At 69.6% G+C, this 25,847-nt stretch carries 25 protein-coding genes and 1 tRNA gene; 19 read left to right on the forward strand and 7 right to left on the reverse strand.

The genetic code is table 11. The annotated features are described in order from the left end of the window. Nucleotide 1 precedes the first annotated feature (1 nt). From fdhD to QFZ27_RS19875, 4 genes are all read left to right on the forward strand, one after another. Nucleotides 2–826, forward strand: a complete 825-nt coding sequence (fdhD, locus tag QFZ27_RS19860) for a formate dehydrogenase accessory sulfurtransferase FdhD (protein WP_429228129.1) — start codon at nt 2–4, stop codon at nt 824–826. Then, entirely contained in the window at nt 823–1,038 is a 216-nt protein-coding gene (locus QFZ27_RS19865; RefSeq protein ID WP_429228130.1) for a formate dehydrogenase subunit delta, read from the forward strand. The genes fdhD and QFZ27_RS19865 overlap by 4 nt, the downstream gene beginning before the upstream one ends. 67 nt (nt 1,039–1,105) lie before the next feature. Then, nucleotides 1,106–2,176: a DUF2252 family protein gene (locus tag QFZ27_RS19870; RefSeq protein ID WP_429228131.1), complete on the forward strand. Its 1,071-nt coding sequence runs from the start codon at nt 1,106–1,108 to the stop codon at nt 2,174–2,176. A 166-nt stretch (nt 2,177–2,342) separates the two neighbouring features. Continuing rightward, a complete protein-coding gene (locus tag QFZ27_RS19875; RefSeq protein WP_429228132.1) occupies nt 2,343–2,672 on the forward strand; it encodes an L-rhamnose mutarotase in 330 nt (109 codons plus the stop codon). A 284-nt stretch (nt 2,673–2,956) separates the two neighbouring features. Here QFZ27_RS19875 and QFZ27_RS19880 read toward each other — a convergent pair. Beyond that, a tRNA-Pro gene (locus QFZ27_RS19880) sits at nt 2,957–3,033 on the reverse strand. A gap of 65 nt (nt 3,034–3,098) precedes the next feature. Then, nucleotides 3,099–4,103, reverse strand: coding sequence for a polyprenyl synthetase family protein (locus QFZ27_RS19885; RefSeq protein ID WP_429232478.1), 1,005 nt, complete (start codon nt 4,101–4,103; stop codon nt 3,099–3,101). Between the two features lie 155 nt (nt 4,104–4,258). Here QFZ27_RS19885 and QFZ27_RS19890 point away from each other — a divergent pair, with 155 nt between their 5' ends. The 11 genes from QFZ27_RS19890 (at nt 4,259) to murB (ending at nt 15,749) form a co-directional block, all read left to right on the forward strand. Continuing rightward, nucleotides 4,259–4,477, forward strand: coding sequence for a putative signal transducing protein (locus QFZ27_RS19890; protein ID WP_342239233.1), 219 nt, complete (start codon nt 4,259–4,261; stop codon nt 4,475–4,477). After that, nucleotides 4,470–5,213, forward strand: coding sequence for a tRNA1(Val) (adenine(37)-N6)-methyltransferase (locus QFZ27_RS19895; RefSeq protein ID WP_429228133.1), 744 nt, complete (start codon nt 4,470–4,472; stop codon nt 5,211–5,213). Before QFZ27_RS19890 ends, QFZ27_RS19895 begins: the two co-directional genes overlap by 8 nt. Before the next feature lie 84 nt (nt 5,214–5,297). Further along, complete coding sequence (locus QFZ27_RS19900; protein WP_429228134.1) at nt 5,298–6,137, forward strand: S49 family peptidase; 840 nt, start codon at nt 5,298–5,300, stop codon at nt 6,135–6,137. Nucleotides 6,138–6,145: 8 nt separating this feature from the next. Then, complete coding sequence (locus QFZ27_RS19905; protein ID WP_429228135.1) at nt 6,146–6,370, forward strand: hypothetical protein; 225 nt, start codon at nt 6,146–6,148, stop codon at nt 6,368–6,370. A gap of 4 nt (nt 6,371–6,374) precedes the next feature. Then, complete coding sequence (locus QFZ27_RS19910; protein WP_429228136.1) at nt 6,375–6,569, forward strand: hypothetical protein; 195 nt, start codon at nt 6,375–6,377, stop codon at nt 6,567–6,569. A gap of 296 nt (nt 6,570–6,865) precedes the next feature. Further along, nucleotides 6,866–7,741, forward strand: a complete 876-nt coding sequence (locus tag QFZ27_RS19915) for a glycine--tRNA ligase subunit alpha (protein WP_429228137.1) — start codon at nt 6,866–6,868, stop codon at nt 7,739–7,741. 11 nt (nt 7,742–7,752) lie between these two features. Further along, on the forward strand, nt 7,753–9,855 hold the full coding sequence (gene glyS / locus QFZ27_RS19920) for a glycine--tRNA ligase subunit beta (RefSeq protein ID WP_429228139.1): 2,103 nt from the start codon (nt 7,753–7,755) through the stop codon (nt 9,853–9,855). 459 nt (nt 9,856–10,314) lie between these two features. Continuing rightward, nucleotides 10,315–12,990, forward strand: a complete 2,676-nt coding sequence (gene ppdK / locus QFZ27_RS19925) for a pyruvate, phosphate dikinase (RefSeq protein WP_429228140.1) — start codon at nt 10,315–10,317, stop codon at nt 12,988–12,990. A 4-nt stretch (nt 12,991–12,994) separates the two neighbouring features. Next, nucleotides 12,995–13,909 carry an alpha/beta fold hydrolase gene (locus tag QFZ27_RS19930; protein ID WP_429228141.1) on the forward strand — a complete coding sequence of 305 codons (915 nt, stop codon included), beginning with the start codon at nt 12,995–12,997 and terminating at the stop codon, nt 13,907–13,909. Next, a complete protein-coding gene (locus QFZ27_RS19935) occupies nt 13,906–14,604 on the forward strand; it encodes a DUF1194 domain-containing protein (RefSeq protein ID WP_429228142.1) in 699 nt (232 codons plus the stop codon). The genes QFZ27_RS19930 and QFZ27_RS19935 overlap by 4 nt, the downstream gene beginning before the upstream one ends. 134 nt (nt 14,605–14,738) lie before the next feature. Next, nucleotides 14,739–15,749, forward strand: a complete 1,011-nt coding sequence (gene murB / locus QFZ27_RS19940) for a UDP-N-acetylmuramate dehydrogenase (RefSeq protein WP_429228143.1) — start codon at nt 14,739–14,741, stop codon at nt 15,747–15,749. Nucleotides 15,750–15,919: 170 nt separating this feature from the next. Here murB and otnK read toward each other — a convergent pair whose 3' ends face one another. From otnK to ltnD, 3 genes are read right to left on the reverse strand one after another with little or no spacing between them, the layout of a single operon-like run. Beyond that, a complete protein-coding gene (gene otnK, locus QFZ27_RS19945) occupies nt 15,920–17,191 on the reverse strand; it encodes a 3-oxo-tetronate kinase (RefSeq protein WP_429228144.1) in 1,272 nt (423 codons plus the stop codon). A 10-nt stretch (nt 17,192–17,201) separates the two neighbouring features. Beyond that, nucleotides 17,202–17,987: a 2-oxo-tetronate isomerase gene (gene otnI / locus QFZ27_RS19950; RefSeq protein WP_429228145.1), complete on the reverse strand. Its 786-nt coding sequence runs from the start codon at nt 17,985–17,987 to the stop codon at nt 17,202–17,204. Next, on the reverse strand, nt 17,988–18,914 hold the full coding sequence (gene ltnD / locus QFZ27_RS19955) for an L-threonate dehydrogenase (RefSeq protein ID WP_429228146.1): 927 nt from the start codon (nt 18,912–18,914) through the stop codon (nt 17,988–17,990). Nucleotides 18,915–19,180: 266 nt separating this feature from the next. Here ltnD and QFZ27_RS19960 point away from each other — a divergent pair, with 266 nt between their 5' ends. The 3 genes from QFZ27_RS19960 to QFZ27_RS19970 all read left to right on the forward strand — a co-directional run bounded on the left by QFZ27_RS19960 (nt 19,181) and on the right by QFZ27_RS19970 (nt 22,093). Then, nucleotides 19,181–20,194 (forward strand): LacI family DNA-binding transcriptional regulator, encoded by a 1,014-nt coding sequence (locus tag QFZ27_RS19960; RefSeq protein WP_429228147.1) that lies wholly within the window; start codon nt 19,181–19,183, stop codon nt 20,192–20,194. Nucleotides 20,195–20,215: 21 nt separating this feature from the next. After that, the gene (gene otnC / locus QFZ27_RS19965; protein WP_429228148.1) at nt 20,216–20,896 is read left to right on the forward strand and encodes a 3-oxo-tetronate 4-phosphate decarboxylase; all 681 of its coding nucleotides are present in this window, start codon (nt 20,216–20,218) and stop codon (nt 20,894–20,896) included. Between the two features lie 438 nt (nt 20,897–21,334). Then, nucleotides 21,335–22,093, forward strand: a complete 759-nt coding sequence (locus QFZ27_RS19970; RefSeq protein ID WP_429228150.1) for a hypothetical protein — start codon at nt 21,335–21,337, stop codon at nt 22,091–22,093. Between the two features lie 78 nt (nt 22,094–22,171). On the opposite strand, the gene QFZ27_RS19975 is transcribed toward QFZ27_RS19970, so the two are convergent. Together QFZ27_RS19975 and QFZ27_RS19980 are read right to left on the reverse strand one after the other, a co-directional pair. Further along, nucleotides 22,172–22,873: a TerC family protein gene (locus tag QFZ27_RS19975; protein WP_429228151.1), complete on the reverse strand. Its 702-nt coding sequence runs from the start codon at nt 22,871–22,873 to the stop codon at nt 22,172–22,174. Between the two features lie 142 nt (nt 22,874–23,015). Beyond that, nucleotides 23,016–23,315, reverse strand: a complete 300-nt coding sequence (locus QFZ27_RS19980; RefSeq protein WP_429228152.1) for a hypothetical protein — start codon at nt 23,313–23,315, stop codon at nt 23,016–23,018. A 694-nt stretch (nt 23,316–24,009) separates the two neighbouring features. Between QFZ27_RS19980 and QFZ27_RS19985 the strand changes: the two genes are divergently transcribed. Then, complete coding sequence (locus QFZ27_RS19985; RefSeq protein WP_429228153.1) at nt 24,010–25,671, forward strand: calcium-binding protein; 1,662 nt, start codon at nt 24,010–24,012, stop codon at nt 25,669–25,671. Nucleotides 25,672–25,847: the final 176 nt, after the last annotated feature.

A 25,847-nucleotide genomic window follows, 5' to 3' on the forward strand; every position in this document is an offset into this window, starting at 1 on the left:
AATGGCCCTGCCTCCAACCGATCTGCGCGTGCCGGCCCGGCGGCTGACCCGGGACGACCGGGCCGAGCCGGTGGAGGAGGTGGTCGCGGCCGAGGTGCCGGTGGCGCTGGTCTATAACGGCCTGTCCTACGCCGTGATGATGGCGTCGCCGGCCGATCTCGAGGACTTCGCCCTCGGCTTCAGCCTGACCGAAGGCTTGGCCGATGCGGCGTCCGACCTGACGGTCGAGGAGGTCGTGGGCGACGAGGAGCGCGGCATCGAGGTGCGGATGGCGCTGCGCGGCGCGCAGTTCTCCCAGATGCTGCAGAAGGTGCGGACCATCACCGGCCGCACCGGCTGCGGCATCTGCGGCACCAGCGACCTCGACACCCTGCATGGCCGCAAGCGCCGTGCCCCGAAGCCGATCGAGGTGGAGCGGGCGGCGATCCGCCGGGCGCTGCGCGACCTCGACGGGCTGCAGGACATCCGCAGCCGCACCGGCGCCGTCCACGCCGCCGCCTGGGCCGACCGCGGGGGCCGGATCCGGCTGGTGCGCGAGGATGTCGGCCGGCACAACGCGCTCGACAAGCTGGTCGGCGCCCTGGCTCGCGCGGACATCGATGCGGGGCAGGGGATCTGCGTCATCACCAGCCGCTGCAGCTTCGAGATGGTGCAGAAGACGGCCGCGGCGGGGATCCCGATCCTGGTCGCGATCTCGGCGCCGACGACGCTGGCCATCGACACGGCGAAGGCCGCCGGCGTCACCCTGATCGCCTTCGCCCGTGGCGACGGCATGACCGCCTACACCGATTTCTCTCCCCTGATTGCAGCCAAGGTCGAAGCATGAGCGGCAGCTCCGACAAGATCACCCGCATGGCGAACCAGATCGCCAGCTTCTTCGCCTCCTACCCCAAGGAGGAGGCGGTGGCCGGCGTGCGCAAGCACATCAAGGATTTCTGGGAGCCGCGGATGAAAGACCAGATCCGCGCCCAGGTGGCGGCGAAGAACGCCGAGCTGAGCCCGCTGGTGGTCGAGGCGGTCGAGACGCTCCCCCGCTGACAGCGCGTCCCGGTGGACGGCGGGCCGCGGCCGACTATGATGGCGGCCGGGCAAAGCCGGGGGCCGCATGGGGTCGATCACCGCGTCGGTCAAGCGCTACGAGGTCTGGCTCGAGGAGCAGCTCGGCCGGCAGCTCGTCCAGGCCGACCTCGACCGCAAGCATCGCAAGATGGAGGAGAGCGATTTCCTCTTCCTGCGCGCCACCTGTTTCCGCTGGGCCGAAACCGTGCATGAGCTGTGCCCCGGCCTGATGGAGACGCCGCGCGTGGTCGCGGTGGGCGACGCCCATATCGGCAATTTCGGGCTGTGGCGCGACGCCGACGGTCGCCTGGTCTGGGGCGTTAACGATTTCGACGAGGCGGCGGAGACGCCTTACGCGCTCGACCTCGTTCGCCTCGCCGCCAGCGCCGTGCTGGCCCGCGGCCGCGACCGCTCGGTCTCCGTCGACGAAATCTCCGCCGCCATCCTCGGCGGCTATGTCGAGGGCCTGCGGGCACCGGCCGCCTTCGTGCTGGAACGCCGGCACCTCTGGCTGCGCGACCTGGTGCTGGCCAGCGACGAGGAGCGCGAGCGGTTCTGGTCGGCGCTGGAGCAGTTGCCGCGCGCCTCGCCGCCGCGCAGCTATCGCGACGTCCTGGCCGCGGCCATGCCCGATTCGGATCTGACCATGGCCACCGCCCAGCGCGTGGCGGGGACCGGCAGCCTGGGCCGGCCGCGCTGGGTCGCAATCGCCGACTGGCATGGCGGCCCGGTGGCGCGCGAGGCCAAGCCGCTGCTGCCCTCGGCCTGGTCGCTGGTTCAGGGGGGCGATCGCAAGATGCGCTTCGCAGAGGTTGCCTTCGGCAAATTCCGCATCGCCGACCCCTGGCTTAAGCCGCGCAAGGGCATCCTCGTCCGCCGGTTGGCGCCGAACAGCCGCAAGCTCGATTTTCCGGCGCTGGCCGATCCCGGCCTGATGCGCCGCCTGCTGACGGCGATGGGGGCGGAGCTGGCCAACCTGCACTCGGCCCGCCGCTCGCGCGCCCGGGCCGTCGCCGACGATCTCGCGGCGCGCAAGCCGGCCTGGCTGCGCGACGCCGCCGGCAGGGTGGCCGAGGCGACGCGGCAGGACCGGGTCGCGTGGCGAGGCCGGCGCTGAGAGACCGTTGTAAATGCTACTGGTGCGGCCGTCTGACGGCGGTTTCTGCGCTTCCGGTGCTCACGGACCCAAACGTCCGCTGCGCGCTGGTTCTCGAAACCACCACCAGCCGACTCACGCCAGCGCATTTCCAAACGGTCTCTGGGGATAGGACGAGGAGAAAGCGATGCAGCGCATGGGCATGTGCATCCGGCTGAAGCCGGACACGGTGACGGAGTATCTGCGGCTGCACCAGGCCGTGTGGCCGGAGGTGCTGGCCACGATCAGCGCCTGCCAGATCCGCAACTACTCGATCTTCCTGAAGCAGCCGGAGAACATCCTGTTCGCCTACTGGGAGTATCACGGCGTGGATTTTGCCGCCGACATGGCGCGGATGGCGGCCGACCCGAAGACCCGGGAGTGGTGGGCGCTGTGTTCGCCGTGCCAGGAGCCGTTCGAGACCCGGGAGGCGGGAGAATGGTGGGCGATGATGCCGGAGGTGTTCCACCACGACTGACGCTCGGTCCCCGCCCGTGAATCGCTCGTGAAACAGGCAATTCCGCACCGCGGAATTCCGATGCGGCCCTCCCATATGGGGGTGTCGGGACCCTGTCGGATCAAAGATAGTCCGACTTACCACCTCGACCCGGTCGGGGTGGCCGGCGAAGGCTTCGCCGGACTGACTCCATTGCTCCACTTCAGGGCCGGCCCGCACCGCAACCGGGCCGGCCTCTTTTATCCGGGGCAGGAGGCACAAAAGGAAACGGCGCCTCGGGAGGGCGCCGTCGAACCGGTTGGAAATGGTCGGAGTGAGAGGATTCGAACCTCCGGCTTCTACGTCCCGAACGTAGCGCTCTACCAGGCTGAGCTACACTCCGTTGCACCGGCGGTTGGGCTTATAGCGAGACTGGCGGGGGGCCGCAAGGCCTGTGTCGCAGTTTCGTCAGAAATCCCGCTCGACGACGAACTCGACCACGTCCTCCAGCGCCGTGCGCATCGGCGAGGCGGGCAGCAGGCGGATCGCCCGGAGGGCGTTCTCGGCATGCACCCGCGCGGCCGCCATGCTGTCGGCCAGCGCGTGGTGGCGCTGCAGCAAAGCCACAGCGTGATCGAGATCCTCCTGCTCGGCCTGCTCGCCATCCTCCAGCGTCCGGCGCCAGAAGCCGCGCTCCTCCTCGCTGCCGCGCTCCATGGCCAGGATCACCGGCAGGGTGATCTTGCCCTCGCGGAAATCGTCGCCGATGGTCTTGCCCAGGCGGGCCTGGCGGGCGGAATAGTCCAGCACATCGTCGACGATCTGGAAAGCGATCCCCAGCTCGGTGCCGAAGCTGCGCATGGCGGCGCATTCGGCCGGGCTGCGGTCGGCCACCACCGCGCCGATCTCGCAGGCCGCGGCGAACAGCTCCGCCGTCTTGGCGCGGATGATCCGCAGATAGGTGTCGCGGCTGGTCACGGTGTCGTGCGCGGCCGACAACTGCAGCACCTCGCCCTCGGCGATCACGGCCGAGGCGTTGGCCAGGATGCGCAGCGTGTCGACCGATCCGTCCTCGACCATCACCTGGAAGGCGCGGGAGAACAGGAAGTCGCCGACCAGCACGCTGGCCTGATTGCCGAACACGACATTGGCCGAGGCCTGGCCGCGGCGCAGGTCGCTCTCGTCGACCACGTCGTCATGCAGCAGGGTGGCGGTGTGGATGAACTCGACGGCAGCGGCCAGGCCGACATGGCGCTGGCCGCGATGGCCGCACAGCCGGGCCGAGGCGAGGGTCAGCACCGGACGGATGCGCTTGCCACCCGAGGCGATAAGATAGCCGGCCAGCTGCGGGATCAGCTCGACCGAGCTCTGCATCCGCTGCAGGATCAGGGCGTTCACCGCCTCCAGATCCTCGGCGACGAGGGTGGTCAGGCGGTCGAGCGCGCCGGAATCGGTGGTCGGCTCCGGCGGCAGGGACTCGGCTCTCGTCGCTCCAAGACTGGCGGTCAAGCCTGGCTCCTCAACATCCAATTCCGATCTCCGGCACCGGCCTGCAGCGGGGCAGCGATCCGGACCGGATTGTGTCACCATGACGCCTGTGTGCGCTGCATAAACGAGAAATGGGCCCCGTGAAAGAGCTTCTGCGAACCAACGACCCGGTCCGGCTGTCCTTCCTGACGGCGCTGCTGACCGACGCCCGGATCGAAAGCGTCATCCTTGATATGCACACATCCGTGCTGGAAGGGAGCCTGGGCATCTTGCCGCGCCGCCTGATGGTGGCGGTCGATGACTGGGCCAGGGCACGCTATGTCCTTCAATCCGCGGGGGAAAGCCTGCCGGATGCCTGAGGGGGCGGGACCGGCGGCCGGCGAGGATCGACTGCTCGATGGGCGGGTCCGCCTGCTGCAGCCGCGAGACGGCTACCGGGCCGCGATCGACCCGGTGCTGCTGGCCGCCGCGGTGCGGGCCATGCCCGGCGAGCGGGTGGCCGATCTCGGCTGCGGCGTCGGCGCGGCGCTGCTCTGCCTCGCCGCACGCTGCCCGGAGATTTCGGTTGCCGGCGTCGAGCGCGATCCCGGCCTGGCGGCGCTGGCGCGTGAGAATCTCGGGCTGAACGGGCTGGCCGGGCGTGCCGCGATCGTCGAGGGCAGCGTCGCCGACCCTGTCCCTGGTGCGCCCTTCGACCGGGTGATGATGAACCCGCCCTTCCTGCCGCCCGGCCGCGGCCGGGCCTCCGCCCATCCAGTCAAGGCGGCGGCGAATGTCGAGGACGGGCTGGATCTCACCGGCTGGGTCGCCGCCGCGGCGCGGGCATTGAAGCCGCGCGGCTGGCTGACCCTGATCCATCGCGCCGACCGGGTCGACGAGATCTGCGCCGTGCTGCAGCCCGGCTTCGGCGCGTTGACCCTGTTCCCGCTCTGGCCGAGGGTAGGGGAGCCGGCACGGCGGGTGCTGGTGCAGGCGCGGCAGGGCGGCCGTTCGCCCGCCGTGCTGGCAGCCGGGCTGGTGCTGCACGAGGCCGATGGCGGCTACACTCCGGCGGCGCAGGCGGTGCTGCGCGACGCGGCGCCGCTGGCGCTCTGAAGCGCCGGATCTTTTGAAATCGGGGCCCGACGGGCCATATCCTGCCCGGTATCGTGCGGCAACCAACCGATCGAGAGCGCATCCATGGGCCTCCTGTCCCGACTTCCCTTGCTCGGCCGCGGCGACGGGCCGCTGGTCACCGTTCTGCCGCTGCGCGGCGTGATCGGAGGCGGGCGTGGCTTCCTGGCCCAGGGCCTGTCGATGGAGAAGCTGGCGCGCCCGATCGCCGCCGCCTTCAGCCCCAAGCGCCTGGCCGCGGTGGCGCTGCTGGTGAACTCTCCCGGTGGATCGCCGGTTCAATCCTCGCTGATCGCGCGCCGCATCCGCGACCTGGCGGAGGAGAAGAAGGTCCCGGTCTACGCCTTCGTCGAGGACGTCGCCGCCTCGGGCGGCTACTGGCTGGCCTGCGCCGGCGACGAGATCTGGGTCGATGACAGCTCGATCATCGGCTCGATCGGCGTGATCTCGGCCGGCTTCGGCTTTCAGGACGCGATCGCGCGCATCGGCGTCGAACGCCGGATGCACACCGCCGGCACGCGTAAATCGATCCTCGACCCGTTCCAGCCGGAGCGGCCGGAGGACGTGGCCAAGCTGGAGGAGCTGCAGCGCGAGATCCACGCCGCCTTTATCGCCCATATCCGTGCCCGCCGCGGCGGGCGGCTGACGGCGGATGACGCCACCCTGTTCACCGGCGAGTTCTGGACCGGCGCCAAGGGCCGTGCCCTCGGCCTGGCCGACGGCATCGGCCACCCCCATGCCGTGCTGCGCGCCAAGTTCGGGCCGAAGGTGCGGCTCAAGCTGGTGCAGCAGCCGACCGGCTGGCTGCGCCGCCTGACCCGGGCCGACAGCCTGGCCGCCGCCGCTGTGGACAGCGCCGTCGGCGCGGTGGAGGATCGCCTCCTCTGGTCCCGCTACGGGATGTAAGGACGTAAATGCTCAGCAAGATCCTCGTCGCGATTGCGCTGGTGGTCGGCGTGCTCTGGCTGATGGGCATGGCCCGCCGCGTCGGCGTCGCCCGCGATACGGCGGCGCGGCGCGATGCGCTGTCGCAGCAGCACCGCGCCCGGAAGGCACAGAAGCGCACCGAGGATCTGGTCCGCTGCCCGAACTGCGGTGCCTATCATGCCGATGGCCTGAGCCACCGTTGCGAGGGGTGACGTCATGGCAAAGGGACACTCTGCCGATCAGGCGCGCGCCGAGTACGATGCCTGGGTCGACGCTGAGTTGGAGCAGGCGCTGCGCGAGGCCGACGACCCGGCCACGAAATGGATTCCGCATGAGCAGGTGATGGACGAGATGCAGGCGCTCCTGGAAAAGCGCATCGCCGAGGCACTTGTGCTCAAACGCAGGCAATAGATCCGTTACGGATCTACCGCTTCCTCTCACTGTCATCGCCGGGTCAAGCTCGAGGATGACATTTAAAATAGAGGAAAATTGCATGCCGCATCTTGTGATTGCGTAACAGACTGTTACGCCGACTATCTCGCAAAACCGTTCCTATCCCCGCAACGCCCGATGCTGCCTGGCGTTGGCGCGGGGCCGACGACGTAACAAAATGGGACGCCCCGTGCTTGAAGCCACCCGCCCGGCGCCCTATGGTGCGCGGCCTCACTCCAGCGCCAGCCCGAGACATGCCGCCCCGAGACTTCCCAGTGGTCGCCCCACCCCCGAAGAGTTTCCAGGAGATCATCCTGCGGCTGCAGAATTTCTGGGCCGCCCAGGGATGCCTGATCCTGCAGCCTTATGACATGGAGGTCGGCGCTGGTACGTCGCATCCGGCGACGACGCTGCGGTCGCTCGGCCCCGACCGGGTCTGGAACGTCGCCTATGTCCAGCCCTCGCGCCGGCCGAAGGACGGGCGCTACGGCGAGAACCCGAACCGGCTGCAGCACTACTACCAGTTCCAGGTGCTGATGAAGCCGGCACCGGCGGATGCGCAGGACCTGTACCTGCAGAGCCTCTATGCCCTCGGCATCGACCCGGCGCTGCACGACATCCGCTTCGTCGAGGATGACTGGGAGAACCCGACGCTCGGCGCCTGGGGCCTCGGCTGGGAGGTCTGGTGCGACGGCATGGAGGTCACCCAGTACACCTATTTCCAGCAGGTCGGCGGCATCGAATGCGACCCCGTGCCGGTCGAGTTGACCTACGGGCTCGAGCGCCTGGCGATGTACCTGCTGAACGTGAAGAGCGTCTACGACCTGCCGTTCAACGACCCGCAGACCCCGGGCGCCAAGCGCTACGGCGAGGTGTTCCTGCGGGCCGAGCGGGAATACTCGGCCTATAATTTCGAGCACGCGGACACGGCGATCCTGCTGCAGCACTTCAAGGATGCGGAGCAGGAGTGCAAGGCACTGCTGGAGCGCCGCCTGGCGCTGCCGGCCTATGACCAGTGCCTGAAGGCCGGCCACAATTTCAACCTGCTCGACGCCCGCGGCGTGATCTCCGTGGTCGAGCGCGCCGCCTATATCGGCCGCGTGCGCGACCTCGCCCGGGCTTGCTGCCGACTCTGGCTCGACGCGGCCTGAGGGGAGCTGACATGGCTGAATTCCTGCTCGAACTCTTCTCCGAGGAGATCCCGGCCCGCATGCAGGCGCGGGCCGCGGAGGACCTGAAATCCCTCGTCACTGACGCGCTGAAGGCGGCCGGCCTGGCTTTCGGCCGGGCCGAGGCTTTCGTCACGCCGCGGCGCCTGACCCTCGTGGTCGACGGCCTGCCGGCAGTGCGGCCCGACGTGGCCGAGGAGCGTAAGGGGCCGAAGGTCGACGCGCCGCAGCAGGCGATCGACGGTTTCCTGAAGGCGACCGGGCTGACGCTCGACCAGTGCGAGCAGCGCGACACGCCCAAGGGCAAGATCTGGTTCGCCAGCCTGACCATCCCGGGCGGTCCGACCGCGGACCTGCTGCCGGAGGTGATCCGGAAGGCGATCCTCGGCCTGCCCTGGCCGAAATCGATGCGCGCGGCTGAGCAGGTGGTGCGCTGGGTGCGCCCGCTGCACCACGTGCTGGCGCTGTTCGACGGCCAGGTGGTGCCGTTCCGCTACGACCTGCACAAGCCGGACATCGACGGCTCGGGCGAGGGGGCCAGGGAGGCCGTCGACTCGACGGTCGGCCATCGCTTCCTGGCGCCCGGCCGGATCACGGTCAGCGGCTTCAACGACTATCGGGCCAAGCTGCTCGACGCCTATGTCTTGCTCGACCGCGAGGAGCGCAAGGCGCTGATCCGCGAGCAGGTCGAGGCCCAGGCCAAGGCCGCCGGCCTCACCCTGCGCGACGATCCGGGTCTGCTGGAGGAGGTGGCGGGGCTGGTCGAATGGCCGGTGGCCCATCTCGGCCGGATCGACGACGCCTTCATGGCGGTGCCGGAAGAGGTGCTGGTCACCTCGATGCGCACCCATCAGCGCTACTTCGCCCTTGAAGGGGCAGACGGCAAGCTGGCGCCGCGCTTCGCCGTGGTCGCCAACACCGAGACCAGGGACGGTGGCGCCACGGTGATCGACGGCAACGAGCGGGTGCTGCGCGCCCGCCTGTCGGACGCCAAGTTCTTCTGGGACCAGGATCGCAAGACCCCGCTGGAAGGCCGGGTGAAGAGCCTCGACCCGATCATCTTCCACGCGAAGCTGGGCAGCGTGGCCCAGAAGGTCGAACGCATGGCGGCCTTGGCGGCCTGGCTCGCGCCGACGTTGGGCGCCGACCCGGCCCGCGCCGACCGCGCCGCCCGCTTGGCCAAGGCCGACCTGACTTCCGAGATGGTCGGCGAGTTCCCGGAGCTGCAGGGGCTGATGGGCCGTTACTACGCCCTGGCCCAAAGCGAGGCGCCAGACGTCGCCGAGGCGATCGCCGACCACTACAAGCCGGTGGGACCGAGCGACCGCTGCCCGACCGCGCCGGTCTCGATCGCCGTGGCGCTGGCCGACAAGCTCGACACGCTGGCCGGGTTCTTCGCCATCGACGAGAAGCCGACCGGCAGCCGCGACCCCTACGCGCTGCGCCGGGCCGCGCTGGGCGTGATCCGGCTGGTGGTCGAGAACCGCGCCGCCCTGCCGCTGCGCGAGGCCTTCGGCTCGGCCTGGGACGCCTATCGCGTCGAGGGCCTGCGCGACCGCGCCCTGGTGGTCGAGGACCTGCTGTCCTTCATCGCCGACCGGCTGAAGGTGGCGATGCGCGAGAAGGGCGTGCGCCACGATCTGATCGATGCGGTCTTCGCCGTGGGCGGCGAGGACGACCTGCTGCGGCTGCTCGGCCGGGTCGACGCGCTGGCCGCCTTCCTCGGCAGCGAGGACGGGGCGAATCTGCTCACCGCCTATCGCCGTGCCGGCAACATCGGCCGGATCGAGCGCAAGAAGGACGGGATGGAGGGCTTCGGCGAGGTCGACCCCGCCCGCTTCGCCATGGCCGAGGAGCGGGCGCTGTTCGAACGGCTGGGGGCGGATGCACAGCCGCTGCGTGGGGCTCTGGCGGCCGGCGACTTTGCCGGGGCGATGACGACGCTCGCCGGCTGGCGACCCGCGGTCGACGCCTTTTTCGACGCAGTGCTGGTCAACGATCCCGATCCGGCGCGGCGCCGTAACCGCCTGGCGCTGCTGGAGGATCTGACGCGCTCGATGGATGCCGTCGGCGACTTCTCCAGGGTCGAGGGATAGATCTCGCAGCGACGGAATCGGTAGATTTATTCGTCGGTAGAGGGCGGCGGTGATCGTATTGGTTCATTCGCCGCCAACTGGCATAACTCTGTGCATCCCTATGCTCGCTTATTAAATCGATGCAGATTTCCGTCTTCGCTATTAGCAGTCCGGGAATTGGTCATGTTGCATCGCAAAAGGTTAAAACTCTGAGGAATCCAGCGGCCTTTCCGAGCTTGACTTCATTGCCTCGCTGCGCTGCAAGACACGGAACACGCACGGGGATCGAACCGTTGTTCCCGCTGCGCTGGATCGAGGCGGAGGTACGATGATTCCGACCGCAAGGGCTCTGGAAGGCGGCTGTCTGCACGTAGCCCGCCCGAATGCCCGGTCGGGGGCCGACGTACCGCTTCCGCCGTTTCGGGTCTAAGATCCGACTCAATCGTCTCCCACGAACGCCAAGGCGGAGAATCGAACGAAATGACCAAATGGGTCTACGGCTTCGGGAACGGCAAGGCCGATGGCCGCGCCGACATGCGCAACCTGCTTGGCGGCAAGGGTGCCAATCTCGCCGAGATGAGCGTTCTGGGGCTGCCGGTGCCGCCCGGCTTCACCATCACCACCGAGCTGTGCACCTACTATTACGACCACGGCCGGGCCTATCCGGACGAGCTGACGGAGCAGGTCCAGGCTGCGCTCGGCCAGATCGAGACGATCGTCGGCGCCAAGTTCGGCGACAAGACCAACCCGCTGCTGGTCTCGGTCCGTTCCGGCGCCCGCGCCTCGATGCCGGGCATGATGGACACGGTGCTCAATCTCGGCCTGAACGACGAGACCGTCGGCGGCCTCGCCGCCCGCACCGGCGACGAGCGCTTCGCCTATGACAGCTACCGCCGCTTCATCCAGATGTATGGTGACGTGGTGCTGGGGGTGGAGCATTACCGCTTCGAGGACGAGCTCGAGGGCATCAAGCGCGAGCGCGGCGTGTCGCTCGACACCGAGCTGACGGCCGCGGACCTGAAGACCCTGGTCGACCGCTACAAGGGCGTGGTCCAGACCGATCTCGGCCAGCCCTTCCCGCAGGACCCGAAGGACCAGCTGTGGGGTGCGGTCGGCGCCGTGTTCGGCTCCTGGATGAACCAGCGCGCCATCACCTATCGCCGCCTGCACGACATCCCGGCCAGCTGGGGCACGGCGGTCACCGTCCAGGCCATGGTGTTCGGCAACATGGGCGACGACTGCGCCACCGGCGTCGCCTTCACCCGCAACCCGTCGACCGGCGAGGACGCCTTCTACGGCGAGTATCTGGTCAATGCCCAGGGCGAGGACGTGGTCGCCGGCATCCGCACGCCGCAGAACCTGACCAAGGTATCGCGCGAGCAGGCGGGCAGCGACCTGCCGTCGATGGAGGAGACGATGCCGGAGACGTTCCGGCAGCTCTGCGACATCCGCGACCGGCTGGAGAGCCATTACCGCGACATGCAGGACATCGAGTTCACGGTCCAGCAAGGCCGGCTCTACATCCTGCAGACCCGCAACGGCAAGCGCACCGCCGCCGCGGCGCTGCGCATCGCGGTCGAGCTGGCCGAGGCCGGCGTGATCGACCAGCGCGAGGCGGTGCGCCGGGTCGAGCCGCAGGCGCTGGACCAGTTGCTGCACCCGACGCTGGACCCGAAGGCGAAGCGCGAGGTCATCGCCAAGGGCCTGCCGGCCTCGCCCGGCGCGGCCTCGGGCAAGATCGTGCTGACCGCGGACGAGGCCGAGACCCAGGCGCAGATGGGCGACAAGGTCATCCTGGTGCGCGAGGAGACCAGCCCGGAGGACATCCACGGCATGCATGCCGCGGCCGGCATCCTGACCACCCGCGGCGGCATGACCAGCCACGCGGCGGTGGTGGCCCGCGGCATGGGCCGGGCCTGCGTCTCCGGCGCCGGCGAGCTGCGCATCGACACCAAGGCGAGGACCGTCTCGGTCGGCGGCGTCACGCTGAAGGCCGGCGACGTCATCACCATCGACGGCGCCGCCGGCGAGGTGATGAAGGGCGAGGTGCCGACCGTGCAGCCGGAGCTGTCGGGCGACTTCGCCAAGCTGATGGGCTGGGCCGACGAGGTGCGGCGGATGAAGATCCGCACCAATGCCGAGACCCCGCTGGACGCCCGCACCGCGCGCAAGTTCGGGGCCGAGGGCATCGGCCTGTGCCGGACCGAGCACATGTTCTTCGAGGCCGACCGCATCACCGCCGTGCGCCGCATGATCGTGGCCGAATCGGTGGATGCGCGGAAGGCGGCGCTGGCCGAGATCCTGCCGATGCAGCGGCAGGATTTCGTCGAGCTGTTCACCATCATGAAGGGCCTGCCGGTCACCATCCGGCTGCTCGACCCGCCGCTGCACGAGTTCCTGCCGCGGACCGAGGAGGATCTGGAGGAGGTCGCCCGCATCGCCGGGGTCGATCTCGGCCGGGTGCGGCACCGCACCGCCCAGCTGCACGAGAGCAACCCGATGCTCGGCCATCGCGGCTGCCGCCTCGGCATCTCCTTCCCGGAGATCTACGAGATGCAGGCGCGGGCGATCTTCGAGGCGGTGGCCGAGGTCAAGACCGCGTCCGGCGAGACGGTGACGCCGGAGATCATGATCCCGCTGGCCTTCTCGAAGAAGGAGCTCGACATCCTCAAGGCCGCGATCGTGGCGGTGGCCGCCGCGGTCGAGGCGGAGAAGGGGCTCAAGCTCGACTACCTCATCGGCACCATGATCGAGCTGCCGCGCGCCGCGCTCAGGGCGCATGAGCTGGCGGAGACGGCGGAGTTCTTCTCCTTCGGCACCAACGACCTGACCCAGACCACCTTCGGCATCAGCCGCGACGATGCCGGCACCTTCCTGCCGGACTACACCCGCGCCGGCATCCTGGAGCAGGACCCCTTCGTCACCCTCGACCGCGACGGGGTGGGCGAGCTGGTGTCGCTGGCGGTGGAGCGCGGCCGCAAGACCCGCCCGGACATCAAGCTCGGCATCTGCGGCGAGCATGGCGGCGACCCGGCCTCGATCCATTTCTGCGAATCGGTCGGGCTGGACTACGTCTCCTGCTCGCCCTACCGGGTGCCGATCGCCCGCCTGGCTGCGGCGCAGGCGGCGCTGCGGTCCGAAGTGAAGGCCGAATAGGCGGATGGACCTCGCCGCCGCGCCCCGCACCGATGTCCTGACGACGCCGGACGGGGCGCGGCTGCGCTGGGCCGCGTGGCCGGAGCCGGAGGGGCGGCGCGGCGCCGTGCTGATCCTGAACGGCCGCAGCGAGTTCATCGAGAAGTACCGCGAGACCGCGGGCGAGCTGATCGCCCGCGGTTTTCGCGTCTTCGGCTTCGACTGGCGCGGCCAGGGCCTGTCGTCGCGCACGCCGATGGGCGACGAGACCGGCCATTACGACAGCTTCGACCCGCTGGTGCGCGACGTGGCGCTGATCGCCGACCAGGTGGTACGGCCGGCCGGGGAGGGGCCGCTGATCCTGCTCGGCCATTCCATGGGCGGGCACCTGGCGCTGCGGCTGCTGGCCGCCCAGCCGGATCTCGCCGCCGGCGCGATCCTGACCGCACCGATGGTGATGCCGATCGCCCAGCCCTATGCCCGCCAGGCGGCGCGGCTGCTGTCGCCGATGGCGGCCGTCCTGGGCCGCGGCCGCGGCTACGCGCCGGGCGAGGGCGGCTATGACGCGCAGCGCCTGCTCGACCCGCGGCGGCTGCTGTCCAGCGATCCGGTGCGCAACCGCATCCAGGCCGACTGGTTCCGCGACCATCCGGACTACCGCGTCTCGGGCATCACCTGGGGCTGGCTGGCGGCGGCTTTTCGATCCTCCGCCGCGATCACGCGCGAGGCGCCGTCCATCCGGGTGCCGGTGCTGATGCTGCTGGCCGGTCAGGAGCGGCTGGTCGACAACGTCGCCTCCCGCCGGGTCGCCCAACAGATGCCGCAGTGCCGGGTCAGCGTCTATCCGGACGCCCGGCACGAGATCCTGATGGAACGCGACGACATCCGCAGCGCCTTCTGGCGCGACGCCGACGATTTCCTGGCGACGCTGGCGCCATGAGGCGGCGGCACTTCGCCGGCTGGCTGGCGGGCGCGCTGCTGGCCCGGCCGCTCGCGGCCCAGAATCCGGCGCCGGAGCCCAAGCCGGCGCCGGCAGAGGAACCGGTCGATCTCGAGCTGGTGCTGCTGGTCGACGCCTCGGCCAGCATCACCACCGGCGCGCTGGAGTTCCAGCTGCGCGGCCATGCCGCCGCCTTCCGCGACGACAAGGTCAAGGCGGCCGTCGCCGCCGGCCCCGGCATCGCGGTGACGCTGGCGCGCTTCGACGGCCCGCACAGCCTGAAGGTGCTGCTGCCCTGGCGCCGGCTCGCCAGCGCCGCCGATGCCGATGCCTTCGCCGAGGCGGTGCTGGCGGCGCCGGCCGGACAGGAGGCGGGATCGACCGCGATCGGCAGCGCCGTGCTGGACGCGCTCGAGCTGTTCAAGGGCAGCGGCTTCGACGGCCCGCGCCAGACCATCGACATCGTCTCGAACGGCTTCTCCAATGCCGGGCTGGATTCCACGCTGGCCCGCGACGCGGCGGAGACGGCGGGGGTGACGGTCAACGCCCTCGTCATCCTCGACGAATATGACTGGCTCGAAGACTATTACCGGCAACAGGTGATCGGCGGCATCGGCGCCTTCGTCCGCACCGCCGAGGGCCGCGACAGCTTCATCCAGGCGCTGATCGCCAAGCTGATCGACGAGATCGTGTAGCCGTCCCGACCGATCTTTCTTCTTGTCATTGCCGGGCTCGACCCGGCAATCCAAGGGGCCTCGACATCTTCTGGATGCCCGGGTCAAGCCCGAGCATGACAGACTGAAGTTGATCCTCGTTCCGAAGTCGCCTGATGTACCAGATCCTGACCGACCACCCGCTGCAATCCGCCAACAGCTTCGGCATCGCCGCGCGCAGCCGCCATGCCGTAGAGATCCGCGACGAGGCGGACCTGCCGGCGGTGCTGGCGGATCCGCGCTTTGCTGGCCTGCCGCGCCGGCTGCTGGGCGGCGGCAGCAATGTCGTGCTGACCGGTGATTTCGACGGGCTGACCCTGCTGATGCGGATCCCCGGCCGGCGGCTGGTGGGGGAAGGCGCCGAGACGGTGCTGGTCGAGGCCGGGGCCGGCGAGGTCTGGCACGATCTGGTGGCCTGGACCATCGTCCAGGGCCAGCCGGGGCTGGAGAATCTGGCGCTGATCCCGGGCACGGCCGGGGCCGCGCCGATCCAGAACATCGGCGCCTATGGGGTGGAGCTGGAGGAGCGGTTCGACAGTCTGCGCGCCTTCGACACCGCGACCGGCGGTTTCGTCACCCTCGATCGCGCGGCCTGCCGCTTCAGCTATCGCGACAGCCTGTTCAAGCGCGAGCCGGAGCGCTGGATCGTCACCGCCGTCACCCTGCGCTTGCCGCGGCCCTGGGCACCGGTCACGACCTATCCCGACCTGGCGCGAGTGTTCGGCGATCGGACGGATGTGGCAGCGGCGGAGATCTTCGACGCCGTGGTCGCGGTGCGGCGACAGAAGCTGCCCGACCCGGCGGTGATCGGCAATGCCGGCAGCTTCTTCAAGAACCCGATCGTGCCCGGGGATCAGTATCAGGATCTCTCCGTGTCCTTCCCCGGCATCGTCGGCTATCCGCAACCGGACGGACGGGTGAAGCTGGCCGCCGGCTGGCTGATCGACCGCTGCGGCTGGAAGGGACGGGCGGTCGGCCAGGCCGCAGTGCATGACCGCCAGGCGCTGGTCCTGGTCAACCGCGGCGGCGCCACCGGGGCCGAGATCCTCGACCTCGCCCGGCAGATCCAGGGCGACGTCCAGGCTACCTACGGCGTGGCGCTGGAGCCGGAGCCGGTGATCTTCTGAGGGCGGCACCGCTCTCCCCCTCACCCTCCCGTCGCCAACGCGACGGGCCCCTCCCTCTCCCCGAGGAGAGGGAATAGAGAGCGTTAGGCCCCTATACCTCTCCTTGGGGAGAGGTCGGAACCGCGCAGCGGTTTCGGGTGAGGGGGTGGCTCAGGCCCATCCGCCTTGGCTCATGGCATCGCCCTGAGCGCGTCGGCGAAGAAGTCCGGGCCGCCGAAATTGCCGGATTTCAGCGCCAGCACCATCGAGGGCTCGCGGCCGACGGTGTGGAGCACCGGCACGCCCGGGGCGATCTCGGCGCCGATGCGGAAGGCGGGCAGGGCCAGGGCGTCGACCACCGCGCCGGAGGTCTCGCCGCCCGCCACCACCAGCCGGCGCACGCCGGCTTCGACCAGGCCGAAAGCGATCCGCGCCATCGCCTGCTCGATGGCATGGCCGGCGGCATCGCGGCCGAGCTTCCGCTGCACCGCCGCCACCTGATCCGGCGGCGCGCTGCTGGCGATCAGCACCGGCCCTTCGGCGCGATGGCGCCCGGCCCAGGCGAGCGCCCGACCGATCTCGGCGGGATCGCCGGCCAGCGCCTCCGGGTCGAGGCGCAGGACCGGCATGCTCCGCTCCGCCGCCGCGATCTGGCCCAAGGTCGCCTGCGAGCAGCTGCCGGCCAGGATCGCGGCCGGGCCGCCGATCGGGGCCGGTGCCTGGATCCCGCCCGCGGCCGTGATCCGGCCGGCGGCGACCAGCGCCCGGGCGAGGCCGAGGCCGAGGCCGGAGGCGCCGGTCGAGATCGGCTGGTCCAGCGCCGCCACGCCCAAAGTCTCCAGATGCCGGTCCAGCACCGCGTCGGCGATCACCGCGCCGGCGCCCTCGGCCGCCAATTGGCGGAGGGTGGTCCGCACCGTCTCCGGCCCGGCCTCCACCGTGGCCAGGGGCAGCAGGGCGACCGGCGCCCGGCTCTGCCGGGCCAGCACGCGCACCAGGTTCGAATCCCGCATGGGGTTCAGCGGGTGATCCTTCAACGGGCTCTCATGCAGCGGCACGGTGCCGACAAAGAGATGGCCGAGATAGACCGTCCGCCCGGTCTCCGGAAAGGCGGGGGTGACCAGGGCCGGGCCGGCGCCGATCTCGGCCCGCAGCGCGTCGGTCACCGGGCCGATATTGCCGGCATCGGTCGAATCGAAGGTCGAGCAGATCTTGAACAGCACATGGCCGGCGCCGCGGCCGCGCAGCCAGCGCGCGGCGGCCAGGCTGCGCTCCACCGCCTCGGCGGCGGGGATCGACCGGCTCTTCAGCGCCACCACCACGGCGTCGACCGGCGGCAGGTCCAGGTCGTCGCGCGGCACGCCGATGGTCTGGACCGTGCGCAGCCCCGCCTTGGACAGGGTGTTCGCCAGGTCGGAGGCGCCGGTGTAGTCGTCGGCCACGCAGCCGAGCACGAGGGTCATCGTCTCCTCCTCATCCTTCGCGGCGGCCGGCATAGGGCGCGAACCAGCCGAGGCCTTCCAGCGTGCCGGCGCGCGGCCGGTACTCGCAGCCGATGAAGCCGGCATAGCCCAGCCGCTCCAACTCCTGGAACAGGAACGGGTAGTTCAGCTCCTCGATGTCCGGCTCGTGCCGGCCGGGCACGCTGGCGATCTGGACATGGGCGGTGATCGGCAGCAGCGCCCGCAGCGCCATGGTCACGTCGCCATGCAGGATCTGCCGGTGGTAGCAGTCGAACTGCAGCTTCAGGTTGGGCAGGCCCAGCTCGCCGATCAGGGCCGCGGCCCGGTTGAAGTCGCCCAGGAAATAGCCCGGCATGTCGCGCGTGTTGAGCGGCTCCAGCAGCACGTCGACCCCCTTGGCGGCGAAGGCCTCGGCGGCGAACAAGGTCGCCTCGCGCCAGGCCTGCTGTGCCCGCGGGTCGGCCGGGTCGGCGTTGCCGCTCATCATGTGCACGCGGCCGACGCCGGTTGCCTCGGCATAGGTCCGGGCGGTGGCGACCGAGGCGCGGAACTCGTCGGCCCGGTCGGGCAGGGCGGCCAGGCCGCGCTCGCCCCTGACCCAGTCGCCCGGCGGCAGATTGAACAGCGCCTGGGTCAGATCGTTGCGGGCCAGCCGCTCGGCGATCGCCTCCGGCGGATGCTCATAGGGAAACAGGTACTCGACCGCGGTGAAGCCGGCCCCGGCCGCCGCGTCGAAGCGGTCGAGGAAGTCCCACTCGGTGAACATCAGGCTGAGATTGGCGGCGAAGCGCGGCATCTATCCCTCCTTCTTCGGCACGCCAGGCAGGTCGAGGCCGGCGATCTGGGCGTAGAGCCGGGCGACCGAGGCGTCGTCGTCCCGGCCCATGCCGGCGGCGGCGGTCATCAGGAACATCTGCAGGGCGGCGCCGGCCACCGGCACCGGGAACTTGCCGCTGCGCGCCATGTCCATGACGATACCGAGATCCTTGGTGAAGATGTCGACCGCGCTGCGCGGCGCATAGTCGCCGTCCAGCACATGCGGGATGCGGTTCTCGAACATCCAGGAATTGCCGGCCGAGGCGGTGATCACCTCATAGACCTTGCGGATGTCCAGCCCCTGGCGGGCGGCGAAGGCGATCGCCTCGCAGGCGGCGGCGATATGCACCCCGGCCAGCAGCTGGTTCACCATCTTGAAGGCGGCGCCGGTGCCGGGCGCGTCGCCGAGCTCGTACAGCTTCGCCGCCATGGCGTCGAGCGCCGGCCGGGCCGTGGCGAAGGCGGCAGAGCTGCCGGAGGCGAGGATGGTCAGCGCGCCCTCGGCCGCGCGCTGGGCGCCGCCGCTGATCGGGGCGTCGAGATAGTGCCGGCCGGTCGCCTCCAGCCGCTCCGCCATGCCGCGCGCCGCCTCCGGCGCCATGGTCGCGGAGGAGACGAAGACCGCCCCCTCCGGCATCGCCGCGGCGCAGCCGGCCTCGCCGAACAGCACCGATTCGGTCTGGGCCGCATTGACCACGACCGAGACCACGATGTCAGCGCCTGCGGCGGCCTCGGCCGGGGTCTTGGCGCCGGTACCGCCGGCAGCGACCAGCCGCTCGACCGCGGCGGCGGAGAGATCGCAGCCGGCGACCTCGAAGCCGGCGCGGCGCAGCGACAGGGCCATGCCCAGCCCCATCGAGCCGAGCCCGATCACGGCGGCGCGGCCCGTCCTCCCTGCTTCCTGCATTCCGATTCTCCTCGTCTCGGCGAAGTGCAGTCACCCGGGCCGCAGCCGGCCCGGCGCTGCATCCGTTCGCTTCTGATACCGATATCATACGGCGATCCAACAAAGCCGAAAAGCCATAAACTGACTGCTATACAATTCCATGATAGAGTATGATATCGGTATCAACGCCGTGAGGGCGGCTGCTCACAGGAAAGACCCATGGCCCCGGCGCCGCTTCTGTCACCCGAGATGACTCTGTCCCGCCGGGCCAGGAAGGCAAGGGCCTGATGGCGCGCACTCGCAGGCTCGATCCCAAGGGCATCACGCTGGCGGACATCGCGCGCACCGCCGGGGTCAGCAAGATCACCGTGTCGCGGGTGCTGCGCGGCGGGCCGGTGGCCGCGGAAACGCGCGAGCGGGTGCTGGAGATCGTGCGGCGCCTCGGCTATGTGCCGAACCGCCTGGCCGGCACCCTGTCCTCGGCCGGCTCGAACCTGGTCGGGGTGATCATCCCGTCGCTGGCCAACATCGTCTTTCCCGACGTGCTGCGCGGCGCCGAAGCCGTGCTGGATGCGGCCGGGTTCCGGCCGGTGGTCGGCGTCACCGATTACGACCCGGCGCGGGAGGAGGGGCTGATCGAGGCGATGCTGGCCTGGCGCCCGGCCGGGCTGATCGTCACCGGGCTGGAGCACACCGACCGCAGCCGGGCGATGCTCGCCAATGCCGGAATCCGGGTGGCCGAACTGATGGATCTCGACGGCGCCGGGCTCGACATCGTCGTCGGCCTGTCGAACCGGGCGGCCGGGCGGGCCAGCGCCCGCCATCTGATCGAGCGCGGCTATCGCCGCCTGGCCTATGTCGGGCACGATCTCAGCCAGGACCGGCGCGCGGCGAAGCGGTTCGAGGGCTTTCGCGAGGCGCTGTCGGAAAGCCCGGCGGCCCTGGTCGCGACCGAGATCCTGCCGGGCCGGTCCTCCGCCGCCTCGGGGCGGGAAGGGCTGGCGCGGATCCTCGACCGTGGCGAGGGTGCCGACCGGGTCGACGCGGTCTATTTCTCCAATGACGACATGGCGATGGGCGGCTGCTTCCTGTGCCTCAGCCGCGGCATCGCCGTGCCGGACCAGGTGGCGCTGTTCGGCTTCAATGGGCTCGACCTGGGCCAGGCGCTGCCGCAGCCGCTCTCCACCATCCGCTCGCCGCGGGTGCGGATGGGGGAGGTCGGGGCGCGGCTGGTCTGCGGCCGCGAACCGCCGGTGGTCGTCGATCTCGGCTTCGAGCTGATCCCCGGCGCCACCGCCTGACCGCATTCGGAGGAAGGATTCATGGACGAGACCAGCCTGCGCGAGGACATCTGCCGTTTCGGCCGCTCGCTGTTCGAGCGCGGGCTGACGCCGGGGTCCTCCGGCAATATCAGCCTGCGGCTGGACGATGGCGGCTGGCTGGTGACGCCGACCAACGCCTCGCTCGGCTTCCTCGACCCGGCGCGGCTGTCGCGGCTCGACGCCGAGGGGCGGCTTTTGTCCGGCGACAAGCCGACCAAGGAGATCCCGCTGCACGGCGCCCTGTACGAGACCCGCGGCTCGGCCCGCGCCATCGTGCATCTGCATTCGACCCATTCCGTGGCGGTGTCGATGCTGCCGGGCATCGATCCCAAGGCGGTGCTGCCGCCGCTGACCGCCTATTACCTGATGCGGGTCGGGGCGACGGCGCTGGTGCCCTATTACCGGCCGGGCGACCCGGCGGTGGCGGACGCCATTCGCGGCCTGGCCGGGCGCTATTCGTCCGTGCTGCTGGCCAATCACGGCCCGGTGGTGGCGGGCGAGAGCCTGGAGGCGGCGGTCTATGCGACGGAGGAGTTGGAGGAGACGGCGAAGCTGCACCTGCTGCTGCGCGGCCTGAACCCGCGCCTGCTGTCGCCGGGCCAGATCTCGGAGCTGAAGCAGGCGTTCAAGCTCGAATGGCCGGAGGAGAGCGGGGCGGGGCACGATCACCCAACGGAATGAGGCCGGTCCGGATCGGGCGACCGACCGCGCCGGAAGGACTCCCGGCGAGGCCGCCTGACGGCGGCCTCGCGGCGTCCGCTGCTCACGGCCTCGTGTCCGCGCGCCCCGGTTCCCGAAGCCGGGGACAGGGCCGCCGTCGGCCGTGCCATTCTCGGGCAATCCCAGGCGCCGTGCCAGGGCGGGCGGCCTGAGCAGGGTGATGCCGTACTGCTTGGCATAGGCCGCCTGGCGCTGGAACTCGGCTTCGTCCGGATCGAGCGGCGGCGGGGGATCCGGCGGTCCGGCCGCTGACGGAGGCCGGGCGCCGCCCGGATCGGCCGGCGCGGTCCTGGCGGGCAATACGGTGTCGCCGGCACCAGGCCGCCAGGGCTGCTCGGGCACGGGCAGGATGCGGACGACCTTGCCGGTCTTGTCGGTGACCTCGCCGGTGGTGACGTTGTGGATCCAGTGCTCGCCCTCGGGTCCGCCGACAAGGCTGGCCGGGATGCCGCGCGCGACCACCAGGCGGGGGCGGGACGGGTCCGGAGGCGGCGGCGGGGCGGCAGCCGGGCCGGAGGGCTGGTCCCATGGCTTCGGGCCGGCCGCGGCCCGATCGGCCCTGGCCAGGGCCGGATCGAGGCCATAGGCGATGACGCTGCCGGCGAGGCCGATCTGGCGGCCCAGCCGCCGGATCAGGGTTGCGATCGGCAGGGCGGTGTCGGCGAGGTCGGCATCGATGCGGTCGTTCTCGGTCAGCCGTTCCCAGAGATCGGCGGTGAGCCGTTCCCGGGCCTCGGGCTTGGCGACGGCGATGGCCTGGGACAGGCCCGCGGCGACGGCCTGGCGCCGGCGGTCCTTCCGGTCCTGCCGCCGGTCGGTGCCGGCCTCGGCCTTCCGCCGCGCCTCCTCCCGCTGCCGGCGCAGCCTGGCCTTCAGCGCGATGGCGCGGCGGATGCCGCGGAACAGGCTGCTGAAGTGGGTCTCGGCCTCTCCGGCGCGGTCGAGATCGTCGGCCTCGAGGGCGGCCATGACCCGGGCCTGGAAGCCCATGGCCATCGTCTCGGCGCCAGCGGCCATGCGGGACAGCATCGCCAGGTCGGCCTCGTCCGTGGCCGGCGAAGCGGCAGAGGGAGTCCGGGCCTTGATCCCAGGATCGACCATCCCTGCATTAGAACAAAACAGGAACTTAAAGTCAAGCGAAACTGTGGCGCCTCCTGACCGCAAAGTGTGAGAAGGAGCTATCGCGACGCGACCCGGAGCGAAGTCGCGATTGGCCTGTCTCACCTGATCGGACGATCAGGCTTCCTGTTCCCGGTTTTTGTGTCTGGCGGCGCGACGGCTGAGGACATGGCCGAGCGCCACCACGAAGACCGCGCCGACCGCGGCGGCGGGGAGTTCGATGCGCTGGATGAGCCCCTCGCCGAAGGTCCCGAGCAACCACGGGTCGGAAACGAGCATCTCGCCGGCGACCCATCCGAGCAGCGCGGCTCCGGCCCAGACCAGGATCGGCAGACGGCCAAGCAGAGCCATGATGATCGCCGAGCCGGCGACGATGAGCGGCACCGAGATGATGAGGCCGGCGATGAGCAGCGTGGTGGAATCCTTCGCCACGGCGGCGATGGCCAGGACATTGTCGAGGCTCATCACCGCATCGGCGATCGCCACGGTTCGGATGGCGTGCCAGAGCCGCGCGGTCTGCTGCACCACGCCGCCGCCATCCTCGTCTTCACCGAGCACCAGCTTGACCGAGATCCACAGGAGCAGGCAGCCGCCGACGATCTTGAGGAAAGGGGTCGAGAGAAGTGCCGCGACGACGACGGTGAAGACGATGCGCAGAACGACTGCGACGAGTGCGCCGAGCACCATGCCGGGACGCTGCCTGTCCGGCGGCAGGCCGCGGCAGGCCATGGCGATGACGACGGCATTGTCGCCGGACAGGATGATGTTGATCCAGATGATCTGCACGAGCTTGAGCAGCTCGGGGCCGAGACTTTCCATCGAAACTCACTCCGAAGGCGTGCCGCATGAGCGGCATGCGCGACGTCCCGGCCAGCGCGCGGCTCTCGATGGCCGCAGGGTCGCGGGTTATCGCGGATGAGGCGGCGCGGCCCCCCCCAAGGTGCGCCCGGCCGCCGTCGCTTCAGAGGATCGGAGGGCCTGTGCAGGGATGCGCCGACGGGCGCGGAACGGAGGGATGCCAGGCATCGGTCGCCCGATATTCGGCATCGGCGGCGCAGTGGAGCGTCGCAATGATGAGGACGGTGGCTTCTTCCCGGTCCGGGTCTTCCTCGGGGTCCTCGGCAACGCTGAGCGTGGCGCCGGCGAGGACCGCAGCATCGCCCTGCGGATCGTCCAGCTCCGAGAGATAATTCCCGAATTCGCTGCCGGCGAGCGGCGCGTCGGCGCTCCGCGCCATGATCGCCAGCAGCGCGAACAGCACCAGGAAGACCTGCGAAAGGCCGCTATGGAGGCGGGACCGACGCAGAATGAGCCTCTCTCGACAGGTCAAATTTCAGGATTTCTTACATTCGAGGGGGGCTCCCGCCATGTCAAGCGCCCACCGTGCCGGCGAGTGCGTGTCCGCGGCGGGTGAGGGGCAGATCTCGGGAGCGTGCAGGGTAAGCGGCACATGCGTCTCGACAGCGCCATAGCCGGTCATTCCGCCGCGCCTTGGAAGTGGATAGTGTGTTTCTGCGCAAGAATGCTGCTTCTGCAAACATAACTTGGAGCCCTCGCAGTCGTGTTGATATAAAAGCATCGATTTTCATCATAAAATACTTAATATTGAGATTAATTGAAAGAAAATAGCATAAAGCGGCGATTGACTCGCTCGCTCCATATGATAAAAATCCTTAACCTATCCGCATTAAGAGAATAACTTCACACAAAAGGACTGCAGAATCCCATATGACTACTGATGCATCAATTCTTGAGTGCATTCCGGCCCCTCCATCCAGGCGAGGGCACGCAGCTCGGATGCGCCAATTGGGAGAGAACGTCGGAGCGCTGGGGCAAATCCTCAGGCGCTCTCAGCGCATTCCTTCTCATTGATCAGTGTCTGACCGCCGGAGCGCGGCTGTCTGCAACTGCGACCACTGCGTCGCAATATCCCAACGTGAACAGAGGAATGGACGATGGCCGTTATCAACGGAGACGCGGGTGGCAATCGCCTCACCGGCACTGACCTTGCCGATACGATCAATGGTCTAGGAGGCGCCGACTACCTGTTCGGTCTTGCCGGAGCTGATGTGCTCAATGGCGGGGACGGGATCGACGTGATCGGTTACGAGGTCTCGCCCACCGCGGTTTCGATCAATCTTTCGACCGGCTCTGCAAGCGGAGGCCACGCTACCGGGGACCGGTGGACCAACATCGAAGACGTGGGCGGCAGCGCCTTCGGCGACCGTCTCGTCGGCAATGACGGCTCCAACGTGCTGTGGGGGAATGGCGGCGCAGACTACCTGTTCGGTCTTGCTGGAGCTGACGTGCTCCATGGCGGGGACGGGATCGACGTGATCGGTTACGAGGTCTCGCCCACCGCGGTTTCGATCAATCTTGCCACCGGCTTTGCAAGCGGAGGCCACGCCACCGGGGACCGGTGGACCAACATCGAAGACGTGGGCGGCAGCGCCTTCAACGACACGCTTGTCGGCAACGCCGGCTCCAACGTGCTGTGGGGCAATGGCGGTGACGACATCCTCGAAGGTGGCGCGGGGGTGGACAGGATGGAGGGGGCAGGCGGCACCGATACGGTGCGATACAGCGGCTCAACTTCGGCTGTCGTGGTCGACCTTATCGCCGGCAGGGGAAGCGCGGGCGACGCCGCTGGAGATCGCCTGGGCTCCATCGAGAATGTGGCTGGTTCCAGCCACGACGACCGCGTCTCTGGCAATGGCGGAGCAAATGTTCTCGACGGCGGCAATGGGAACGACATCCTCGAAGGCCTCGGCGGCGCCGATTCCCTCCGAGGGGGTGACGGCGACGACGTGCTCCGCGGCGGAGCCGCCGCCGATCAACTGGACGGCGGCGCCGGCAGCGACATCGCCAGCTACTATGGGGGCACAGTCGGTGTGACCGTCGACCTTGCGGCCGGAACCGGATCCGGCGGCGACGCCCAGGGCGACACCTTTGCCGGGATCGAGAACGTCAACGGCAGCCAAGCCAATGATGCACTGACCGGCACCGCCGGCGCGAACGTCCTGGCCGGCTGGGACGGCGATGACGTGCTTCGCGGCGGGGCTGGGGCCGACACGCTCGATGGCGGCAACGGTGACGATCTCGCCAGCTACTTTGCCGGCATCGTGGGGGTGACGGTCGACCTGGTCGCGGGCACCGGCACGGGCGGCGATGCCCAGGGCGACACCTATGTTGGCATCGAGAACGTCCACGGCTCGACCGTGGCCGACCAGATCACCGGCAACGCCCTGACCAATGTGCTGAACGGCTGGGCCGGCCAGGACGTGCTCACCGGCGGAGCCGGGGCCGACCTCTTCGCTTTCTCTGCCGCCTCCCATAGCGTCGTCGGGGCCGCCGACCGGATCACCGACTTCAGCCATGCCCAGGGCGACCTGGTCGACCTGTCGGCGATCGATGCCGACACCGGCGTAGCGGGCGATCAGGCCTTCACCTTCATCGGCTCTGGCCTCTACACCAGCCTCGCCGGACAGCTGCGCGCTGTCGTCACCAGCCCGGGGATCACCACCATCGCCGGCGACGTCAACGGCGACGGCGTCTCCGATTTCCACATCCAGCTCACCGGCAATCTGACCGTGGTCGCCGGCGACTTCGTGCTCTAGCGACGGCTGACTGGGGTGCCCCAACGGGCGCCCCAGTCGTGTATTCCGACCACGGCCGACCGCGGGGAAGCTTGTCGTGCGACGCCGGAAATCAGTTCAACCGGGTGGTCCGGGTGCTCGCGTCGAGGAGTTCCGGCCGGATCAGCGGAAGGTACGGAGCTTGCTAGTGGGCCCCT

The organism is Inquilinus ginsengisoli (assembly GCF_050434925.1).
Lineage (GTDB): Bacteria > Pseudomonadota > Alphaproteobacteria > DSM-16000 > Inquilinaceae > Inquilinus > Inquilinus ginsengisoli_B.

Coding starts and splice junctions, on each gene's coding strand:
- ltnD (WP_429228146.1), bottom strand. CDS start 18,914: ATGCAGGAAGCAGGGAGGACGGGCCGCGCCGCCGTGATCGGGCTCGGC.
- QFZ27_RS19895 (WP_429228133.1), top strand. CDS start 4,470: ATGCCTGAGGGGGCGGGACCGGCGGCCGGCGAGGATCGACTGCTCGAT.
- murB (WP_429228143.1), top strand. CDS start 14,739: ATGTACCAGATCCTGACCGACCACCCGCTGCAATCCGCCAACAGCTTC.
- otnC (WP_429228148.1), top strand. CDS start 20,216: ATGGACGAGACCAGCCTGCGCGAGGACATCTGCCGTTTCGGCCGCTCG.
- QFZ27_RS19870 (WP_429228131.1), top strand. CDS start 1,106: ATGGGGTCGATCACCGCGTCGGTCAAGCGCTACGAGGTCTGGCTCGAG.
- fdhD (WP_429228129.1), top strand. CDS start 2: ATGGCCCTGCCTCCAACCGATCTGCGCGTGCCGGCCCGGCGGCTGACC.
- QFZ27_RS19875 (WP_429228132.1), top strand. CDS start 2,343: ATGCAGCGCATGGGCATGTGCATCCGGCTGAAGCCGGACACGGTGACG.
- QFZ27_RS19935 (WP_429228142.1), top strand. CDS start 13,906: ATGAGGCGGCGGCACTTCGCCGGCTGGCTGGCGGGCGCGCTGCTGGCC.
- QFZ27_RS19975 (WP_429228151.1), bottom strand. CDS start 22,873: ATGGAAAGTCTCGGCCCCGAGCTGCTCAAGCTCGTGCAGATCATCTGG.
- QFZ27_RS19910 (WP_429228136.1), top strand. CDS start 6,375: ATGGCAAAGGGACACTCTGCCGATCAGGCGCGCGCCGAGTACGATGCC.
- QFZ27_RS19900 (WP_429228134.1), top strand. CDS start 5,298: ATGGGCCTCCTGTCCCGACTTCCCTTGCTCGGCCGCGGCGACGGGCCG.
- ppdK (WP_429228140.1), top strand. CDS start 10,315: ATGACCAAATGGGTCTACGGCTTCGGGAACGGCAAGGCCGATGGCCGC.
- QFZ27_RS19905 (WP_429228135.1), top strand. CDS start 6,146: ATGCTCAGCAAGATCCTCGTCGCGATTGCGCTGGTGGTCGGCGTGCTC.
- otnI (WP_429228145.1), bottom strand. CDS start 17,987: ATGCCGCGCTTCGCCGCCAATCTCAGCCTGATGTTCACCGAGTGGGAC.
- glyS (WP_429228139.1), top strand. CDS start 7,753: ATGGCTGAATTCCTGCTCGAACTCTTCTCCGAGGAGATCCCGGCCCGC.
- QFZ27_RS19960 (WP_429228147.1), top strand. CDS start 19,181: ATGGCGCGCACTCGCAGGCTCGATCCCAAGGGCATCACGCTGGCGGAC.
- QFZ27_RS19930 (WP_429228141.1), top strand. CDS start 12,995: ATGGACCTCGCCGCCGCGCCCCGCACCGATGTCCTGACGACGCCGGAC.
- otnK (WP_429228144.1), bottom strand. CDS start 17,191: ATGACCCTCGTGCTCGGCTGCGTGGCCGACGACTACACCGGCGCCTCC.
- QFZ27_RS19985 (WP_429228153.1), top strand. CDS start 24,010: ATGGCCGTTATCAACGGAGACGCGGGTGGCAATCGCCTCACCGGCACT.
- QFZ27_RS19865 (WP_429228130.1), top strand. CDS start 823: ATGAGCGGCAGCTCCGACAAGATCACCCGCATGGCGAACCAGATCGCC.